We start from the raw sequence: 19,585 nt of genomic DNA, 5'->3' as shown, positions 1-19,585 counted from the left end.
CACGGATCCGGGAGCCTGCGTATACGCAGGCTCCCAAATGAAAAGAGGCACGAACATCATACCAAATGTTCGTGCCTCTCAATGTATAAGGGCGCCAACTGGCGCCCTTTTTCATGATCTGGTCGTGGGCCTTCAGGCCAGCGCGCTTTCCAGCGGCAAATGATCATAACCCAGCGCATCGGCAACGGCCTTATAGGTGATCTTGCCATCATGGACGTTAAGTCCCGCAGCCAGATGCGGATCATCCTGACAGGCTTTTTTCCAGCCCTTGTCGGCAAGTGCTAACGCAAAGGGCAGGGTGGCGTTATTGAGCGCAAAGGTCGATGTGCGTGCGACGGCACCGGGCATATTGGCAACACAATAATGCACGACGTCATCGACGATATAGGTCGGATCGGCATGGGTGGTTGCCTTGGACGTTTCAAAACAACCGCCCTGATCAATGGCGACATCGACAATCACCGATCCCGGTTTCATGCGTGACAGCTGCTCTTTCTTGATCAGTTTGGGGGCAGCAGCACCTGGCACAAGCACCGCCCCAACCACCATGTCGGCCTCAAGCACAAGCGCCTCGGTATCATCGATGGTGGCGTATTGCGTCTTGATGCGCGGGCCATAAAGATCATCCAGATAAGTCAGGCGTTTGACGTTCTTATCAAGAATGATCACGTCTGCGCCCATGCCTGCGGCAATGCGTGCGGCATTGGTGCCGACAACACCGCCGCCAATCACAACGACCTTGGCCGGTGCCACACCGGGCACACCGCCCAGCAACATGCCCCGTCCGCCATTGGCTTTCTGAAGAGCTGCAGCCCCGACCTGTGGCGCCATGCGACCGGCTACTTCCGACATCGGCGCCAGAAGCGGCAGGCCACCGGATCGATCCGTCACGGTTTCATAGGCAATCGCGGTGACGCCCGACTTGATCAGACCAGCCGTCTGGTCCGGGTCGGGGGCCAGATGCAAATAGGTAAACAGCAACTGACCGGGGCGGAGTTGCTCATACTCGACTTTCTGCGGTTCCTTGACCTTGATGACCATTTCTGCACTGGCAAAGATGTCAGACGCCGCACCGGCAATCGTCGCACCGGCGGCGACGTAATCCTCATCGGCAAAGCCGACACCGGCACCCGCCATGGTTTCAACCTGAACCGCATGGCCATGGGCAACAAGTTCGCGGACCGAGCTTGGCGTCAGGCCGACGCGATATTCGTGGTTTTTGATCTCTTTTGGAACACCAATCAGCATGTCGTTTTCTCCCGACGAAAATGGTGGCAATCGGGGGAACTCCACGGCGTTTCCGGGGATTCCCGGGCGGTTAGAGCGTGCTACCGCCTCTTTTGTTATTATTCTTGAATGATACCCTAAAAATTGGGCAATTAATCTTCAATTCAAGGGGGGTTTGATGGTATCATTGCTAGATAATTCAACAGAAAGACGATGACGTCGGAGGATTGTTCGAATGGAGATGGACGAACGAGATCGGATGATTCTGCGGTTGCTGCAGAAAGACGGTCGCATCAGCAATGCGGAACTCGCTGAAAAGGTAAACCTTTCGGCCTCTGCCTGCCTGCGGCGTGTGCGGCTTCTCGAAGAAGCCGGTTTCATTGATCACTACACCATGCTTCTCAATCCGGCACGGATCGGAAAGCCGGGCAACGCATTCGTCAATATCGCAATCACCCGCCAGACCCGCGAGGCACTTGAAACCTTTGAAAAGGAAATTCAAAAGGTGCCCGAAGTTGTCGAATGTTATTTGCTGGCCGGGCAAAGCGACTATCTCGTCCATGTCGTCTATAGCGACACGGCCGATTACGAGCGCATCCACAGCGAAGTGCTGACCCAGCTTCCCGGTGTTGAACGGGTTCAGACCGTCATCACACTGCGCGAAGTCAAACGCACCACCGAATTGCCGGTTTAAATCGGGTAGTTCAAATCGGGCAGCCTGTTTATTTCACGATACGGAACTGTGCCGGGCGCACCATACTGATTGGCGCCGGGGCATTATCCCTTTGGGGGTGATGGGGTGCGAATCGGGTGGAAAACTGTACGAAATCGGGGAATTTGTTCAGAATGCCATCTGTGGATTGATAGTATGTGACCGATATTCATCTATTTCCGTAGGTGTTTGGTCGGAAAAACGCATGAATTTTCAATGGTTCATGAATTTTATCCATTTATTCCAAACCCGCAGTTTGACTTTTAGGTGAATTAAAATGCAATAATATGTGCGGGGAAAATACGTTGGGGGAAGCTAACCAAATGGAACAAGACAATCTTGTTCGTGCTCGTAGTCACGAGCAGAAACTAAAACGCCGTGCAGACATTCTGGATGCCGCCCGCAAGCTCTACATGGAAGGTGATGGCACATTACCATCGGCCGCTGAAGTTGCGCGCAAGGCCAATCTCGCCAAAGGCACGCTGTATCTTTATTTCTCAAGCAAGGAAGCATTGTTCCTTGAGGTGCTGCGCCACTTCCAGAAAGAGTGGTTTGAGAATAATCTCGATGTCATTGATCAGGAAGCGCTGCGTCGGCCAGAAGAACGGGATTCAACCCGTGTCGCCCGTCAGTTCGTTCAATTTCTGGTCAAGAACGACAAGTTTTTGCATCTGGCCTCACTGGCACAAGGTGTTCTGGAATCCGGCTCCGACGATGAAATGGTCGTCAATCAACGCCGCTTCCTTGCATCCATGGTAAAACGGACTGCCGATGCCCTGGCCGAGCTTTATGAAATCACGCCCGATGATGCCAGCAAGCTGATGCGGTCGTCCTATGCGCTGGTTCTGGGACTGTGGCAGATGTCGCAACTGCCAGACCGGGTCAAAAAGCTGATGGAACAGAACGCGCTTAACAATCTGATCATTGATTTCGAAGAAGCCGCCGAGGAAGCCGTTGTGTCCTATTGGCAGGTTTCCGCACCGGGCATGCATTGCCGCGAAATGATGCGCCAGGCCATCGAACAGGACGTCTGATCAGACAAGACCATGTTTAAAAGAAAAGCAGCGCCGGATGATGTGTCCTGCGCTGCTTTTTTGTTTGATCGATGTGTGGTTTACCGGGGATCAGGCATCCACGCCTGATGACGCCCGGCTGCGCATCCGCTCGGACCTAAGGATCATCAGGCTGGCGATGATGATCATCACCGACACGGCCAGAATGATCAGGGTCGCAAGCGCATTGATCTCGGGCGAGACACCCAGACGCACCGACGAGAACACCTTCATCGGCAGGGTGGTGGAGCCCGGACCGGCGACAAAGCTTGCAATCACCAGATCATCAAGCGACAGCGTAAAGGACAGCAACCACCCGGCCAGCAGGGCCGGCAGGATCATCGGAAGCGTGATGACAAAGAAAATCTTGGCGGGCTTGGCACCCAGATCCATTGCCGCTTCCTCGACCGAAGTATCCATGCCTGACAGGCGCGATTGCACGACAACCGCAACATAGGCCGCACAGAAGGTCGTATGTGCAATCGTAATCGTCGAAAGACCACGGCCCGCAGGCCAGCCAATCATTTGTTCAAGTGTCACAAACAGTAGCAGCAAGGACAGACCGGTAATGACTTCGGGCATCACCAGCGGGGCGGCAATCATCCCTGAAAACAGGGTACGTCCCTTGAACCGGCCAAAACGTGACATCACGAGACCGGCCGGTGTGCCCAAGGCAAGGGCAAGTGTGGCCGACATAACCCCGATCCGCAGGCTGTTCCACGCGGCATCGATCATGCCGTCATTGGAAAACAGCGACACATACCACTTGGTCGAAAAGCCCGCCCAGACCGTCACCAGCTTGCCCTCGTTAAAGGAATAGATGATGACAAGCAGGATCGGCACATACAAAAAGGCAAAGCCGAATACCAGCGCCGAAATCAGGAAGGTTGAACGTTTGTTGCTCATTGCTGGCCTTCCTCCTGCTTGGTCTGGATATGCTGGAACCACATGATCGGCACGACAAGGAAGATCAGCATCGCAATCGCCACAGCCGATGCGATCGGCCAGTCACGGTTGGCAAAGAACTCGTTCCACAATGTTCGACCAATCATGAGCGTGTTCGGACCACCGAGAAGCTCCGGAATGACGAACTCGCCAACGGCTGGAATAAACACCAAAAGCGATCCGGCCAGAATGCCCGGCATCGAAAGCGGCAAGGTGATCTTGGCGAACGCCTGCCAGGGCTTGCAGCCCAGATCAAGGGCGGCTTCCACCAGACTGACATCCATTTTTTCCAGCGTCGAATACAGCGGCAGGATCATGAAGGGCAGGTAGGTGTAAACAATCCCGACATAAACCGCGAATTCGGTCTGACGCATGATCAGCGGCTCGGAAATAATCCCGGTCCACAGCAGGAATGCGTTGATCAATCCTTCACGGTCCAGAATACCGATCCAGGCATAAACACGGATCAGAAAGCTGGTCCAGAACGGCAGGATCACAAGCATCAAAAGCACACTGCGCATCGATCCTTGGGCACGCGCAATGCCATAGGCCATCGGATAGCCGATCAGAAGTGTGATGATGGTTGAAATCGCCGCAATCCGGATCGAATTGAGATAGGCCGTGGCATACAGACTGTCAGATAAAAGGAACAGGTAGTTCCCGAAATTCAATGTGATCGTGATGCCTTCTTCGATCCAGGCAAACAGCGGCGTATAGGGCGGCTGCGCATATTCGGCCATGGAAAAGCTGATCTTGAGAACGATCAGGAACGGCACAAGGAAGAACAAAAACAGCCAGAAATACGGAATGCCGATCACCAGCACCCGGCCATGTTTGATCATCCAGCGATCAAATTTTTGTTTTAAGCTTAGCTTGTCACTGCTCATTTGTTCAGAACCGAAGCAGCCCCGGCCTCCCACGATACCCAAACCGTGTCTTCCCACGTATAGCGGGGCTCGATCTGGCGGGTCGAGTTCGGCTCGGTCACCTTGATGCGTTTGCCGCCCTCAAGGCGCACGTGATAGGTCGAAATACCGCCAAGATAGCCGATCTCTTCAACCTTGCCTGACACGCAATTGTATTTGGCGTCCGTTGGGGCTTCCTTGGTGATGCGCAGGCGCTCGGGGCGAAGGGCTGCCCAGAATGTCATGCCCTGATGGCCCTGAACGGCATGATCAATATAGATGTCGCAGCCGGCTTCTTCGGATTTGATGACGGCATATTTTTCATCGTCATCAATCAGGACACCTTCAAGCAGGTTGACCTGACCAAGGAAGTTCGCGGTGTAGCGGCTGTTGGGATATTCATAAAGCTCAAACGGGGTGCCGGTCTGGTTGATTACCCCTTCATTCATCACGGCAATGCGCGATGCCATGGTCATGGCTTCTTCCTGGTCATGGGTCACCATGACAAAGGTGGTGCCGACCTTTTCCTGGATATTTACCAGCTCGAACTGGGTCTGTTCGCGCAGTTTTTTGTCCAGCGCGCCCAGCGGCTCATCAAGCAACAGTACCTTTGGCCGTTTGACCAGCGACCGTGCAAGCGCAACACGCTGGCGCTGACCACCCGAAAGCTGATGGGGCTTTCGTTTGGCAAATTTGCTCATTTGCACAAGGCCGAGCATCTCGGCCACCAGTTCCTTGGTCTCGCTGCGCGATACACCATCCTGCACAAGGCCGAATGCCACATTCTGCTCGACACTCATATGCGGGAACAGGGCATAGGACTGGAACATCATGTTGGTCGGGCGTTCATAGGCCGGAACACCCGCCATATCGACACCATCGATATAAATCTTGCCCGATGTCGGTTCTTCGAACCCGGCGAGCATACGCAAAAGTGTCGTTTTGCCGCAGCCCGATCCGCCCAGAAGGGCAAACAATTCATGACGGTAAATATCAAGGGAAACATCGTCGACGGCATAGAAGTCGCCGAATTTCTTGGTCACATTCTCAAAGCGGATATAGGGAACCGCGTCCGGATTGTTCCAAGGTTGCGTCTTGTGCACATCCTCGTGCACATGCTCCAAAACCGCCTCTGACACCAGCATTCTCCCCTTGTTCAATGTCAAGATGAACCGATTAAATCAGACGTCAGCCCCTGATGACCTGGTGCGCAATCGTTTGATGTTGCGGCACTGCTGAAGAAGGTCGGTTCTTCCTGATAGCAGGATGAAGCAATTCTGCAATCTGTAAAGAGGGGTGTGCGATATTTTGAACAACAATCGCCATTTGATGCCTAAATTGGCAGGAAAACGGCATGTGGTGTTCAGAAAATGTGCAATCTGGCGCGGATTCGCCGGTGCTGAAATGGCGTGATTTGCAGCTGCTTGATGCCGTTGAGCACGAGTCACTGGCGGGCAGACGCGAGTAGCAAAAGGGCGCGAACTATGTCGCGCCCTTCGCAAAGATCAGGGATCACAATCCGTTAGGATTGCTTACTGACCGGTTTTAAGCTTCGTCCACATACGGGTACGGGTCCGCAGAAGGCGACCGCCCGGCTCAACTTTGGACTTCAGGCGTTCTTTGACTTCCTGCGGCGGGTAGATGCCCTCGTCTTCGAGAAGGAACGGGTCTACCAGTTCCATCGCAGCAAGGTTCGGGGTCGCATAAGCAACATAGTTTGCGATTTCAGCTTCGACGTCCGGACGCAGCACATAGTCGATGAACTTGTGTGCCAGTTCCGGGTTCGGTGCATCTTCCGGGATCATCATCGCATCGAACCAGATCAGCGTGCCTTCTTTCGGAATGACATACTTGATCTCGTTGCCGTTGCCGGCTTCTTCTGCGCGAAGGGCTGCCATGCCGACATCGCCCGACCAGCCAACAGAAATACAGGTGTTTCCGTTTGCAAGGTCATTGATGTATTGCGAGCTATGGAAATAGGTCACATGCGGGCGGATCTTCTCAAGCTGCGCAAAGGCGCTTTCGATCGATTCCTTGGTCGGCTCGCCGTCCGGCACATTGCCGAGATAGAAGTTCACAAGCGGAACAATCTCGCCCGGATCATCCAGAAGCGACAGGCCGCAAGACGACAGCTTTTCGGCATATTCCGGATCAAAGATCATCGCCCAGCTATCGACCGGTGCGTCGTCACCCAGAACTTCCTTGATCTTGGCAACGTTATAGCCAAAGCCGTTGGTGCCCCAGAAATACGGAACCGCATAGGTGTTTTCCGGATCATACTTGGCCTGCTGCTCAAGAATGATCGGGTCCAGGTTGCCATAGTTCGACAGTTTGGATTTGTCGATCGGCTGGAAAAGCTTGGCCTTGATCAGGCGTTCGGCATCGGCAAGGGTCGGAACCACAATGTCATAGCCGGAATTGCCCGCCAGAAGCTTGGCTTCGACAAGCTGGTTGCTGTCGTAAACGTCATAGTTGACCTTGACGCCGAATTCCTTTTCGAAGTTCGCAACCGTTTCCTCGCCGATATAATCCGACCAGTTATAGATGTTGAGAACTTCCTGTGCCGATGCGCTGGTTGCAAAACCGGCAATGGCAGTTGCAAGCACAGCAAGGCTTGATGTTTTAAGAAGAGATTTCATTTCGCTGAGCCTCCCATGTGGCAGCGTTTGAAAGTTTACGGTTCTGTTGTTTGGTCTCCCAGAACCCGGAGATAATTCCAATATCCTTCGAATGCTTCAGGATATTGTCAAATACAAGATGGAAAAATGTGCATTTTTCGCATCAAGTAGAAATTTGTGCATTTAACATGCAACATTCTTGCGCCGGGCGACAATACCCGGCGCAAAATTCAAAATCGGAGTCTTACACGTTCAGCAGCAGGTGCTCACGCTCCCACGCGCTGATGACGGTCTGATAGGCATCCCATTCTGCTTCCTTGACGGCCAGAACCGCTGCGGCGAATTCCTCGCCCAGAAGCTCCTTGAGCGGCTTGCAGCGATGGAATTTCGCAAGCGCCTCGTGGATGTGACGGGGCAGGGAATGCGCACGATCATAACCCGATCCTTCGATCGGGGCGGTGGCGTCGACTTCTTCGAGAATCCCCAAAAGACCACAGGCCAATGATGCTGCAACCGCCAGATACGGGTTGGCATCGGCCCCCGGCAGGCGGTTTTCAACCCGGCGTGCGGCGGGCGGGCCGTTTGGCTGGCGCAGACCGACCGTGCGGTTATCAAGCGACCAATGCATGTTGATCGGCGCATCCGACCAAGGCTGCAGACGGCGATAACTGTTCATGTTGGGCGCCAGAAGCGGCATGGCGGCGGGCAGATAACGCTGCAGACCACCGATATAGTTCAGGAACAGTTTGGAGTTTTCCCCGTCTGCATCAGCAAACAGGTTCTTGCCGGTTTCAAGGTCCAGCAGACTCTGGTGAATATGCATCGAGCTGCCCGGCAGGTTGCCCATCGGCTTGGCCATGAACGTGCCATAGACACCATGCTTGAGTGCCGTTTCACGCAGCGTGCGTTTGAACAGGAAGGCCTGATCGGCCAGCTCTAGCGGGTCGCCATGGTTGAAGTTCATTTCAAGCTGGGCCGGACCCGATTCGTGGCTCATGGTATCGGCATCGATATTCATGGCCTCGCAATAGTCATACAGGTCCTCGATCAGCGGATCGAACTCGTTGATCGCATCAATGCCAAAGGCGTTCGATGCGCGTTCCGGACGGCCCGAACGGCCAATCGGCGGCTCCAGCGGGTTATCGGGATCGGTGTTCTTTGCCACCAGATAAAATTCAAGTTCCGGCGCAATCACGGGCTTCATGCCGCGTTCTTCAAAAGCCTTGAGAACACGCTTCAGCACGCCGCGCGGGGACGTTGAAACTTCTTCGCCGGAAAAATGGAAACAGTCGCAGATGATCTGGGCCGTTGGCTCCTCGTACCAGGGCACAACGCGCACGGTGTCCGGGTCGGGCACCATGGCCACGTCCTTCTCGGCCGGGTCAAGGAATGCATCGGTTTCCTCCGGGTAGCCGCCGGTCACCGTCAGGCAGAAAATTGCTTCGGGGATGGCAAGGCTTTTGGCCTCCAGACCCTTCAGAAACTTCTGTGTCGGAAGAACCTTGCCGCGGGCAACGCCGGACATGTCCGGAACAATGCATTCGACTTCTTCGATTTTTCGCTCGGATAGCCACGTCTTGAGATCGGTGCTCATGTGTAGTCGGGCGCTTTCACGCCAGTCCTTCAAAATTGCATTTTCTTGCGTTTTTCGGGCCATTCCCGAACAAATTCACAAGAAAGGATGTTGGTCTTCGAAGACTATTGTATTTAATTTCGTCGTTGTCGTGTTTTTTAGAATTATAGGCGAAGTTTTGGTGTGATCGTCGAAGATATCGTTTCATATCTCTGGAACGATCCTACCAGATTGCGCTATAGTCACGCCACAATATTAAGAGCAGCGTTTGGATGCTGGTCAAGGAGGTATTATGAAAATCGCACATCCGTATCTTATGTTTCTTGGTGACGCGCCGGACGAACTGGCCGCAAAAACCGCTATCGGTATCAAGCAGTGGCGCCCGGAATGGTGCGTCGGTCAGCTGAGCCTGCCGGACTGCAAGGCCGACCTCGGCCTGCCGGAAATGTCGATTGCCGAAGCAAAGGCCGCAGGCGTTAAAACCCTGGTACTCGGCGTTGCCAACCGTGGCGGCATCATCGGCCCGGCATGGATGGAAACCCTGCTGGCTGCAATCGATGCCGGCATGGACATCGCCAACGGTCTGCACACCCGTCTTTCGACCATTCCGGAACTGGTCGATGCGGCCAAGGCCAAAGGTGTCAGCCTGTTTGACGTTCGTCACTTCGACGGGAAAGTGCCGGTCGGTAATGGTGAAAAACGCTCGGGCAAGCGCGTTCTGGCAGTCGGTACCGACTGCTCGGTTGGTAAAATGTACACCGCCCTTGCGATCGACGCCGAATTCAAAAACCGCGGCATCAAGTCCGATTTCCGCGCAACCGGCCAGACCGGTATCTTCATCGCCGGCGAAGGCATCTCGGTTGACGCCGTGATTTCCGACTTCATCTCGGGCGCCGTTGAAACCATTGCACCGGCCAATGACGCCGATCACTGGGACGTCATGGAAGGGCAGGGCAGCCTGTTCCACGCATCGTTTGCTGGTGTGTCCATGGGCCTGATCCATGGTTCGCAGCCCGATGCACTTGTGGTTTGCCACGAACCGACCCGTACGCACATGCGCGGTCTGCCGGGTTACAAGCTGCCGGATCTCAAGACTTGCCTTGAAGTCAACCTGCAGCACGCCAAACTGACCAACCCGAATTGCAAGGTTGTTGGTTTTGCCGTCAACACCAAGGCGCTTCACGATGCCGCTGCGACCAAGCTTCTGGCCGACATCGAAGCCGAATTCGGTCTTCCGGCTGTTGACCCGGTTCGTACCGGTGTTGCCCCGCTGGTCGACAAGCTCCAGGAGATCTAAGTTGCCAAAACTCACTGTGATTTCCGAAGTCTTCCCCCTCGCACAGGTTTTCAAAATCTCGCGCGGGGCCCGGACCGAGGCACATGTGGTCAAGGTGAGCTTGAGCGACGGCACCCATACCGGGTATGGGGAATGCGTTCCCTATGCCCGGTATAATGAAACGGTCGAAGGTGTCATTGCCGACATCGAAGCACAGGCTGACGCCCTTGACCGTGGCATGACCCGCAAGGAACTTCAGGATGCCATGAAGGCCGGTGCTGCGCGTAACGCCGTTGACTGTGCCTATTGGGACCTTGAAGCCAAACGTATGGGCCGTCGTGTGTGGGAATTGATCGGGCATAAGGCCCCGGAAGGATTGATCACGGCCGAAACGCTGTCGATCGACACCCCGGACAATATGCGCGAAGCTGCCCGCAAGATCGCCCATGCGCCGCTGCTCAAGGTCAAGCTCAATGGCGAAAACGTTGTTGAGTCGGTCCGTGCGGTGCGCGAAGGCTCTCCCAAGGCGCGCATCATTGTCGATGCCAACGAAGCCTGGTCACTTGATCTGCTCGAAGATATCGGCGCCGAACTTGATGGTTTGGGTGTTGAAATGATCGAACAGCCGCTGCCTGCCGGGCAGGATGATGGCCTGATCGATATTGATTGCCCGGTGCTGCTCTGTGCCGATGAGTCTGTTCATACATTGGCCGACATTCCGCGTCTGGCAAATCTCTATGACATGATCAACATCAAGCTCGACAAGACCGGTGGTCTGACCGGCGCGCTCGAACTGGCAGAGGCCGCATCAAAGTCCGGCATGCAACTGATGACCGGCTGCATGGTCGGAACGTCTCTTGCCATGGCGCCTGCAATGATTACCGGTGCCATGTCGCGCATTGTCGATCTCGACGGTCCGATCTGGATGGCCAAGGACCGTGATCATGCCCTGACGTTCAAGAATGGCGTCATGGGGCTGCCTGATCGCGAACTTTGGGGCTGATCGGGATAGGGGCGACCACGCATCTATACCACTGCATAATCACCCTGTGATTGGGGTGAATTTGAACGGCGCACCGTAAATCCGGTGCGCCGTTTCAGTTTCCGGCATTCGGACTCACGTGCAGGATGGTTCGGCCCGCGGTAGAATATCCCGACCAAAATTTTTTTTGCTGCCATCTGTGGTGGATTTTGTGTTAACTTTTTGTTTACGAATCAATGTCTTGTAGTGGGTTCTTGCTGTCTTACAGCTCTATTTCAGCCCTCATGTTACATCGCGTCACCCTAATGTATAGTTGTGTCTTCGGCCAATTAAAGGAACCATGGACCAGCTATAAAAAGGGCCGAAACTGGTCTATTTAAATCTGGTTGGAGCGGTTCGCGTGGTTTCAAGCCCTCTTGGAAATGGCAGCCCGTCTCAAAGGACGTTTCACTGCTGCTATCGGGATTTTCTCTATACCCCACGGCATGCAGAACTCATGCATCTGCGGCGCAAGGAATCGATTCTACTCTCCGCCCGTTTTGCCGCCCTTTTTGTTCTTGTTATGATGCTCGTCGTTCCGTTCTGGGATGGGGCTTTTACCTCTGAAATGTGGTCGTCGCAGACCTTTGTTCTGCGTCTTCTGGTGGCCGGTGTTGCGCTTGCCGTGATCACAAATCGTGCGGTCAGTGCCCGCTGGCGCCGACATTTCCCGTATCTGCCAATGCTGATGCTGATCGTTGCGGCCAGTCTTCTGTGTGTGTTTGCCGCCTACGATCCGTTGGCATCTGATCGGATGCACAGCACGCACAGTTTCCTTCTCATCGGATTGGTGATGATGATCGCCATCATGCCGATCACTCTGGTCGAGGCGGGGCTACTGGCCTTGCCGTTTCTGGTGTTGCTGGCGATTGGCGCGCAAAGCGGCCTTGCGACCGGGTTTGTGCCTTTTGAGATGCTTTTGGCGTTCTTGCTTCCCCTCGCACTCGTTTCCGCCCTGGTCCAGCTTTACCGTACCATTGCCGCCGCCCACGAAGTCGCGATTGATCCTTTGACCGGGTGCTACACCCGTGCCTTTGGCATGGAAATGATCCGGGTCAGTTTCGATGGGGCCCAACGTAAAAGCGTGCCTTACACAGTGGCCTTTATCGATCTTGATGATTTCAAGCAGATCAATGACCGCTATGGTCATGACTATGGTGACCGCATTCTGGGCGAAGTCGGCAAAAACCTGATCCATCGCTTCCGCCGCTCGGATCTTGTTGTCCGCTGGGGTGGGGAGGAATTCCTGGTCCTGCTGCCTGAACTCGATGCCGCGTGCGCTGCTGAGGTGCTTGACCGTGTCATGGCGCCCGGTTTGGCGCAGCTTGAAAACGGGCAGGTGCAAAAAGCAAGCGTCGGTCTGTCCGAGCGCGTCAAAGACGCCATTGCCTTGCCCCACAACCTGATCAATCTCGCTGATCAGCGCATGTATGACGCCAAAAAAAGCCGGGACCGCGATGATGACGTAGCACAGGCCTATTCCGGGCGCCGCAACACGGTCAGCGCCATGGCAAGCCCCTCGGCGGCCAATGCGCCCTCTGTCGATCAAAGCATCAACTAACACCTGATCTCGGCTGGCGTCCTCAGTCTTCCTGTCTGAACTCTCCTCACTCAAGCTAACCTCATCATATCGGTACTGGGGAGCGCCATCCTCGTGTGCGCGTGCCATGTCGTGTGGCTGCGGCTGCGCAATTGTCCGGCGCGTCGGGCCAATGGAGGACGAACGAACGGCTTTTGGCATCGGGCAGGGGCTGGTTAATCGGCCCTGTCGGGGGCAAAATCCGGAATCCGGCAGAAAAAGGAGACTAAAATCGATTCAAATCTGTTCGGATTCGCGCCGATTCTCCGCTCCATTTCGAACATTCTGTTTTCTTCAATGGTCAAAAAATAGCCGGGAGATGTGAAAATTGCGGGCGTTTGACGGTCAATGCCTCAAAATAATGCTCAAAAAAGAAGCAGTAATATTTCTGACAAAAAAATAGTCAAAAATCTGTTGCGTCCTCCCCGGCAAATCAGTAATCTCCATTTGTGCGCTGCGGTAGGACGCAGTGCATTCCGGCGAGCGACTTGTCGCTCGTTTCTTGGACGTTTCCTCCCTAGACTTGGGCCGCTGTCACAGGCGGCCTTCTTTTTTGCCTGATTTCAGCCAATTACATAAAAGCAAAGCATATGTTCAACCCCTGAGCATATGGTGTGTTTTGGAATTGGTTAAATGGTGCGGCGCAAATCAACTCTCGGTAAGTCTGGTGGTCAGGCACAAAAAAGGCGCTGCATGATAATGTCATGACAACGCCTTTGGAAATCTCTTGGGGCGGTTTGAAGCCTATTTCTCGCGCGTGGGATTGCCGTCAGGGGTGTCGCTGTCCCCGTCGCCCAGACCGCGCTGCATGATCACGCTATCGACCCAGCGGCCCATTTTAAAGCCGGCCGACTGAAGCGTTCCCGCCACCCGAAAGCCCAGCCGCGCATGCAGGCCGATGGACGCGACATTGGCGCTGTCGCCAATCACCGCGATCAGTTGACGATAGCCAAGGGCGGTGACCCGTTTGATCAGTTCCGAAAGCAACGCACTGCCCACACCTTTGCCGACGACTTCGGGGGCGATGTAAATCGTGTCCTCGACCGTAAAGCGATAGGCCGGCCGCGTGCGATAGGCCCCGGCATAGGCAAATCCCTCAACCCGGCCATCAACATCGGCCACCAGATAGGGCAGGCCGCGTTCGCGCACATGTTGCCAGCGCGATGTCAGTTCGGCGATTTCCGGGGCGCGCTCTTCAAACGATGCCAGACCGTGCAAAACATGGTGGCCGTAAATCTCGGTGATGCGCTCAAAATCTTCGGGTTCGGCATCACGGATGATCAGGTCGCTCAACACGTCGCTGTTCTCAATTGTATCGGCCATTAGAACGGGGTCCCGTCGAGATCATGGAAGCGAGATATCAGATCGGTCATCTGGTCGCGCAGGACGTCAAATCCACGATGCGGGCTGATTGTTGCTTCATCCATATAAAGCGCGCGCGAAAGCTCGATCTGAAGGCTGTGCACATGTTCTCGCGGGCGACCGTAATGGCGTGTGCAATAACCCCCGGCATATGGATCATTGTGCGACGGGCAGAACCCCATATCGCGGAAACAATCTTCCACAAACCGCGTCAATGACGGGTGGCAGGAACTTCCATAGCAATCGCCAAGCACCAGATCAACGCGGTTTTTTGCGCTATCACACGAATCTCCGGGCATCGAATGGCAGTCAATAAGAATGCAGTAGCCAAAATTCGCCCGCGTCTGATCAATCAGTTTCTGCAAGGCGCCGTGATAGGGCCGGTAATAGGTATCAATCCGTGAAAGCGCTTCTTCGGCGGGCAGGCGGGTCTTGTAGATCTCGACCCCGCCGCTGACCACACGTGGCACCGATCCCAGCCCCGAAAGGGCGCGCATCGAATTGATGTCGTCATCCTCGGGCAGGTCGCCATCAAACATGCGCGGATCAAGCTCCATCGCTGCCCGGTTCACATCAACATAGGCCCGCGGAAACGTCGCGCACAGCAAAGGCGCGCCAAGCTTGGGGGCGGCATTGAATAATTGATCGACAAAGGCATCCTCGGAGGCGCGCAGCTCAAACGCACCAATCCGCGCCCGCTCAATCAGGTCTTGCGGATACTGGCGCCCGGAATGCGGGGAGGCAAACACCACCGGCAGGGTTTGCCGGGGCGGCAGGACAACAGTGGCGGGGCCGGTTGTGGTAATTTCCGAAGGCAACTGGTTCATTGTCTTTCGTAAAGTCCATCCCATACGACGCGGCACCAGCCTTGACTAGCGTCCTGCGATTCATTCGCACCTTAGAGCTTTTTACATATGGATTGCACCGATTTTGTTGTCGGTCGGCAAACTGTTTTGCAAGCCCCATGCTCGCAGCACGTTCCAGCCCATATGAAAAAGGTTCCAGCCTCTAGCATATGGGAATTGCCACGGAATTGATGAACATTTTTTGTCAAAAAACCATTTCTGGGGTTGCGCCAAGGTCCGCCTTGGGCTAAATACCGCCTCGCCGACGCAAACGGCACAGATCATGGTTTTCGGTTACGAAGCCCTGGTCTTCTGAAAGATGGATTTGCGGGCCTATAGCTCAGTTGGTTAGAGCGTTCGCTTGACATGCGAGAGGTCACAAGTTCGAGTCTTGTTAGGCCCACCATCTTTCCCACCCATAGGGGCCTATAGCTCAGTTGGTTAGAGCGTTCGCTTGACATGCGAGAGGTCACAAGTTCGAGTCTTGTTAGGCCCACCATTCCCACCCCGCCGGGTTCCCGCGCGGGGTTTTGTGTATCTGGATCATGCCTTACCGCATCTGCGCGATACTCTTTCTGAACCGCATGGCGCTAAAGGCAAAGAAGCCAACGCCAATCGCAAACACCAGCAGGAATTCCGGCCAGACAACGTCAATGCCAGCGCCGCGAAACAGGATGGCCTGCGCGTATTTGACGAAATGTGTTGCGGGGGAGAACTGCATGATGTTTTGAAGTTCCTCGGGCATGCTTTCAAGCGGCGTGCTGCCCCCAGAAAGTAGGCGCAGTGGCAACACCACCAGAATGAACAACAGGCCAAATTGCGGCATGGAGCGCGTCATGGTGGCCAGGAAAATGCCCAAGGCCGTGGCAAAGAACAGATAGATCACCACCCCGCCCATGAACAAAAGCTTCGATCCGGCAATCGGCACGCCAAGCACCAGCTGGACGACAAAAATCATCGACAGCATGCAGGCCATCAGGATCACAAGCCCATTGGCCCAGACTTTCGCCAGCATGATCTCATAGGGGTTAAGCGGCATCACCAGCAAATGCTCAATCGTACCATGTTCGCGCTCGCGAATAAGGGCGGCACCCGACAGGATGATCGACAGCATGGTGATCGCATTGATGATCTCCATCGTGCTGGTAAACCATTCGCTGCGGACATTCTGGTTATAGGCATAGCGCGTAATGATGGTGGCGGCTTCACTTTGGTTCTGCCCGGCCCAGGCCGACTTGCCACCAAGCCAGGTTGAGACCTCCTGTGCGATGATATTGCTGATATAGCCTTGACCAATGCCCGCCTGCATCATCGCGGTGGCATCGATGTTAAGCTGCACTTCCGGATCGCGCCCGGACACCACATCGGCCTCAAATTGCGGCGGGATTACCAGCACAAAGGTAAATTCACCGCTATTCATTGCCGCATCGATATCGCGCTCGTTAATGCGCACCGGCTCCTGAAAATACGGCGGCAGAAACGCGTCCGAAATCCGAAGCGACAGGGCGGAGCCATCCTGATCGGCAATCGCGATCGAGCCGCGCCGCAAGTCATGGGAAAAGCCGGTCGCCGAGTTATAAATCGCAAAGGAAAACGCCCAGACGATGAGTGCAATCAGCACCATGTCGCGTCTGAGGCTGAAAAGCTCCTTGATGCCAAGGCGATAGATATTACTGATCCGTCTGCCAAGCATGTCCTTACACCTCCTGCTTTTTCAAAAGCAGCATCGAAAGCACGGTCAATGCCGGGAAGAAGATCAGAAGGCTGATCAGTTCGGGGTAAAGCTCCGCAAAGCCAAGCGCCTTGGTGAAGGTGCCAACACTGATCGACATGAAATGCGATGTCGGAATGGCCTTTGACATCAGCGCCGATACCCCTTCGAGCGAGGAAACCGGCTGCATCATCCCCGAAAACATCACAGACGGCACCATGGTCGCGATCGCCGTGCCAAACAGGGCGGCGATCTGCGTGTTGGTAAAGGACGAAATCAAAAGTCCGAGGCCGGTGGTGGCGGTGACAAACAGGGTCGCCCCGATCAGCAGTGTCAGCCCATTGCCCAGCAACGGCACCTCAAACCAGAACAGCGCCATCGCGCTCATCAGGAAAAAGTTGATCAGGCCCAGCACCACATAGGGCAATTGCTTGCCCCACAAAAACTCAAGCTTGGATACCGGCGTCACATAAAGGTTGGTGATCGATCCCAGTTCCTTTTCGCGCACCACGCCCACCGCCATCAGCACGGCGGGGATAAATACCAGCAACAGCGCAATCACCGACGGCACCATGGCATAGATGCTTTTGAAATCCTGATTATAGCGATAGCGCGTTTCAATCCTGAGCGGCTGGCCGGTATCGGAACTGCCAACATCGCGTTTAAGATGCTCGCTGAGATACCGCTGGTGAATGCCTTCGACATAGCCATGGATGGTCTCGGCGCGAAATGGCATGGAGCCATCAATAAACGCGCCGATTTCCGGGCTGGCGTCCCGGCCGACATCGCGCCCGAAGCCCGGCGGAATTTCAATCGCCAGCGTGATGTCACCCGACAACATCCGGGCTTCAAGATCATCAATACTGGTCAGCGGTGCTTGCGCCTCGAAATAACGCGATCCCGACAGGTTCTCGGTATAGGTCCGGCTTTCCGCACTCTGATCGCGGTCCAAAACCGCATAGGTCAGGTTTTCCACATCAAACGTAATGCCCCAACCAAACACCGGCATCAGGATCGCCGTGCCGATCAGGGCAAACATCAACCGGATCGGATCGCGGACCAGTTCCATGGTTTCACGCAGGGAATAGGCCCACAAACGCCGGAAACTGAACAGCGACGCATGCGCCGGTTTCCAGCTGGCCTGATCGCCGTTGTTTGAGTTCAGCGCATCTTCCGGGGCAGGGGCGGGTGTGGATTGTTCATCCGCGCCGTCGGCTTCCTCAAGGTGGCTGATAAAGGCCTCTTCCAGCGTATCACAGCCACGCCCCTTGGTAATCGCGTCTGGTGTATCGCTGATCAAAACCTTGCCCGCATGCATGAGCGAGATGCGATCACAGCGCTCCGCCTCGTTCATGAAGTGGGTGGAGATGAAAATGGTTACGCCCTGATCGCGCGAAAGCTCGATCAGCAGCTCCCAGAACCCGTCACGTGCCACCGGATCAACGCCCGATGTCGGTTCATCCAGAATAAGGATTTCCGGGCTGTGAATGATGGCAACCGCCAGCGACAAACGCTGGCGCACCCCAAGCGGCAACCGTTCACTCAGATCATCAAGATAGGTGCCAAGACCGAACCGCTCGGAAAGCTCGTCGATCCTTGGTTTGATCTTGTCTTTCGCGATGTGAAACAGATGCGCATGTAGCTCAAGGTTCTGCATCACGGTCAGCTCGGAATAGAGCGAAAAGGCCTGGCTCATATAGCCCACCCGATTGCGCAGCGCGATATCCGTGCCATCAACCGGCTTGCCAAAAAGCTCTGCGGTACCTTCTGACGCATTCAAAAGCCCGGTCAGCATCTTCATGGTCGTGGTCTTGCCACAACCGTTGGAGCCGAGAAATCCGAAAATCTCGCCTTTTTCAATCCGGAAGCTGACATCATCAACGGCGGTAAAATCACCGAACTTCTTGGTCAGATGTTCGGCCACAATCGCTGGCGTGTCGCCGTGAATGGTGCGTTCCGGGATATTGAGTTCATGATGATCTTTGCGCTGTTCTTCGGGCAGAAGGGCGATGAAAGCAGCCTCAAGCGTTTCCGATCCGGTGCGCTCAAGAATTTCATCGGCCGTACCGGTCGCCAATACCTTGCCGTCATTCATCGCAATCAACCGGTCAAAGCGCGCGGCTTCATCCATATAGGCCGTCGCCACCAGAACGGTCATCGCGTTTTGCGTCTGGCGGATCGCATCGATCAGTTGCCAGAATTGCTGACGCGACAGCGGATCCACACCGGTGGTCGGTTCATCCAAAATCAGAATATCCGGGTCATGGATCAGCGCGCAACAAAGCCCAAGCTTCTGCTTCATCCCGCCCGAAAGCTTGCCCGCCGGGCGCTCGGTAAAGGGATCAAGCCCGGTCGCCTCAACCAGCCGTGCGATGCGTTCATCGCGCTCATGCTTGCCCTGACCAAACAGGCGGCCGAAAAACGCAAGGTTCTCACGCACTGTCAGATCCATATAAAGGTTCTTGCCAAGCCCCTGGGGCATATAGGCAATGCGCGGCAGGATCGCGTTGCGGTGCTTGGCATCCGTCATCGATCCGCCCAGCGTTTCCACCGTTCCATCCTGCACTTTGCGTGCGCCCGATATCAGGGCCAGCGCACTTGATTTCCCAACCCCGTCCGGGCCGATAAACCCGACCGTCTGGCCCACCGGGATTTCAAGGCTGATGCCATCAAGGGCTGCGACCTTGCCATACCGGTGCGAGACGCCTTCAAGCCTTACGGCGATCTGATTACTGCTGCTGTCGGTGTTGTCCACCATG

General features: G+C 55.0%; 15 protein-coding genes and 2 tRNA genes. 7 read left to right on the top strand and 10 right to left on the bottom strand.

Annotated features, from left to right (window positions below):
• Positions 1–132: 132 nt before the first annotated feature.
• Positions 133–1,248, bottom strand: coding sequence for an alanine dehydrogenase (gene ald, locus ACXAIA_RS17060; protein WP_475350385.1), 1,116 nt, complete (start codon positions 1,246–1,248; stop codon positions 133–135).
• Positions 1,249–1,462: 214 nt separating this feature from the next.
• Here ald and ACXAIA_RS17055 point away from each other — a divergent pair, with 214 nt between their 5' ends.
• Together ACXAIA_RS17055 and ACXAIA_RS17050 are read left to right on the top strand one after the other, a co-directional pair.
• Positions 1,463–1,921, top strand: coding sequence for an Lrp/AsnC family transcriptional regulator (locus ACXAIA_RS17055; protein WP_033067352.1), 459 nt, complete (start codon positions 1,463–1,465; stop codon positions 1,919–1,921).
• A gap of 341 nt (positions 1,922–2,262) precedes the next feature.
• Positions 2,263–2,973 (top strand): TetR/AcrR family transcriptional regulator, encoded by a 711-nt coding sequence (locus ACXAIA_RS17050; RefSeq protein WP_475350384.1) that lies wholly within the window; start codon positions 2,263–2,265, stop codon positions 2,971–2,973.
• 90 nt (positions 2,974–3,063) lie between these two features.
• Here the strand turns inward: ACXAIA_RS17050 and ACXAIA_RS17045 are convergent, their stop codons facing one another.
• The 5 genes from ACXAIA_RS17045 to ACXAIA_RS17025 all read right to left on the bottom strand — a co-directional run bounded on the left by ACXAIA_RS17045 (position 3,064) and on the right by ACXAIA_RS17025 (position 9,053).
• A complete protein-coding gene (locus ACXAIA_RS17045; protein WP_475350383.1) occupies positions 3,064–3,897 on the bottom strand; it encodes an ABC transporter permease subunit in 834 nt (277 codons plus the stop codon).
• Positions 3,894–4,823, bottom strand: a complete 930-nt coding sequence (locus ACXAIA_RS17040; protein ID WP_475350382.1) for an ABC transporter permease subunit — start codon at positions 4,821–4,823, stop codon at positions 3,894–3,896. The genes ACXAIA_RS17045 and ACXAIA_RS17040 overlap by 4 nt, the downstream gene beginning before the upstream one ends.
• Positions 4,820–5,986, bottom strand: a complete 1,167-nt coding sequence (locus tag ACXAIA_RS17035) for an ABC transporter ATP-binding protein (protein ID WP_475350381.1) — start codon at positions 5,984–5,986, stop codon at positions 4,820–4,822. The genes ACXAIA_RS17040 and ACXAIA_RS17035 overlap by 4 nt, the downstream gene beginning before the upstream one ends.
• 387 nt (positions 5,987–6,373) lie before the next feature.
• On the bottom strand, positions 6,374–7,480 hold the full coding sequence (locus ACXAIA_RS17030; RefSeq protein ID WP_475350380.1) for a polyamine ABC transporter substrate-binding protein: 1,107 nt from the start codon (positions 7,478–7,480) through the stop codon (positions 6,374–6,376).
• 223 nt (positions 7,481–7,703) lie between these two features.
• A complete protein-coding gene (locus ACXAIA_RS17025) occupies positions 7,704–9,053 on the bottom strand; it encodes a glutamine synthetase family protein (RefSeq protein ID WP_475350379.1) in 1,350 nt (449 codons plus the stop codon).
• Between the two features lie 271 nt (positions 9,054–9,324).
• Here ACXAIA_RS17025 and dgcN point away from each other — a divergent pair, with 271 nt between their 5' ends.
• The 3 genes from dgcN to ACXAIA_RS17010 all read left to right on the top strand — a co-directional run bounded on the left by dgcN (position 9,325) and on the right by ACXAIA_RS17010 (position 12,890).
• Positions 9,325–10,329, top strand: coding sequence for an N-acetyltransferase DgcN (dgcN, locus tag ACXAIA_RS17020; protein WP_475350378.1), 1,005 nt, complete (start codon positions 9,325–9,327; stop codon positions 10,327–10,329).
• Position 10,330: 1 nt separating this feature from the next.
• On the top strand, positions 10,331–11,311 hold the full coding sequence (gene dgcA, locus ACXAIA_RS17015) for an N-acetyl-D-Glu racemase DgcA (protein ID WP_475350377.1): 981 nt from the start codon (positions 10,331–10,333) through the stop codon (positions 11,309–11,311).
• Between the two features lie 475 nt (positions 11,312–11,786).
• Entirely contained in the window at positions 11,787–12,890 is a 1,104-nt protein-coding gene (locus ACXAIA_RS17010) for a GGDEF domain-containing protein (RefSeq protein ID WP_475350376.1), read from the top strand.
• A 762-nt stretch (positions 12,891–13,652) separates the two neighbouring features.
• On the opposite strand, the gene ACXAIA_RS17005 is transcribed toward ACXAIA_RS17010, so the two are convergent.
• Positions 13,653–14,231, bottom strand: a complete 579-nt coding sequence (locus tag ACXAIA_RS17005) for an N-acetyltransferase family protein (RefSeq protein WP_475350375.1) — start codon at positions 14,229–14,231, stop codon at positions 13,653–13,655.
• A complete protein-coding gene (locus tag ACXAIA_RS17000) occupies positions 14,231–15,097 on the bottom strand; it encodes an N-formylglutamate amidohydrolase (RefSeq protein WP_475350374.1) in 867 nt (288 codons plus the stop codon). Before ACXAIA_RS17000 ends, ACXAIA_RS17005 begins: the two co-directional genes overlap by 1 nt.
• A 347-nt stretch (positions 15,098–15,444) precedes the next feature.
• On the opposite strand from ACXAIA_RS17000, the gene ACXAIA_RS16995 reads away from it, so the two are divergent.
• Positions 15,445–15,521 (top strand) — tRNA-Val (locus ACXAIA_RS16995).
• A gap of 16 nt (positions 15,522–15,537) precedes the next feature.
• Positions 15,538–15,614: transfer RNA gene (locus ACXAIA_RS16990), tRNA-Val, on the top strand.
• A 51-nt stretch (positions 15,615–15,665) separates the two neighbouring features.
• On the opposite strand, the gene ACXAIA_RS16985 is transcribed toward ACXAIA_RS16990, so the two are convergent.
• The gene (locus tag ACXAIA_RS16985) at positions 15,666–16,808 is read right to left on the bottom strand and encodes an ABC transporter permease (protein WP_475346293.1); all 1,143 of its coding nucleotides are present in this window, start codon (positions 16,806–16,808) and stop codon (positions 15,666–15,668) included.
• 4 nt (positions 16,809–16,812) lie between these two features.
• Positions 16,813–19,584, bottom strand: coding sequence for a ribosome-associated ATPase/putative transporter RbbA (gene rbbA / locus ACXAIA_RS16980; protein ID WP_475350373.1), 2,772 nt, complete (start codon positions 19,582–19,584; stop codon positions 16,813–16,815).
• Between the last annotated feature and the right edge of the window lies 1 nt (position 19,585).

The organism is Thalassospira sp. ABL2_045 (assembly GCF_056161285.1).
Note: the sequence above shows the minus strand (reverse complement) of the source record. Positions and strands in the feature narration are given on the sequence as shown.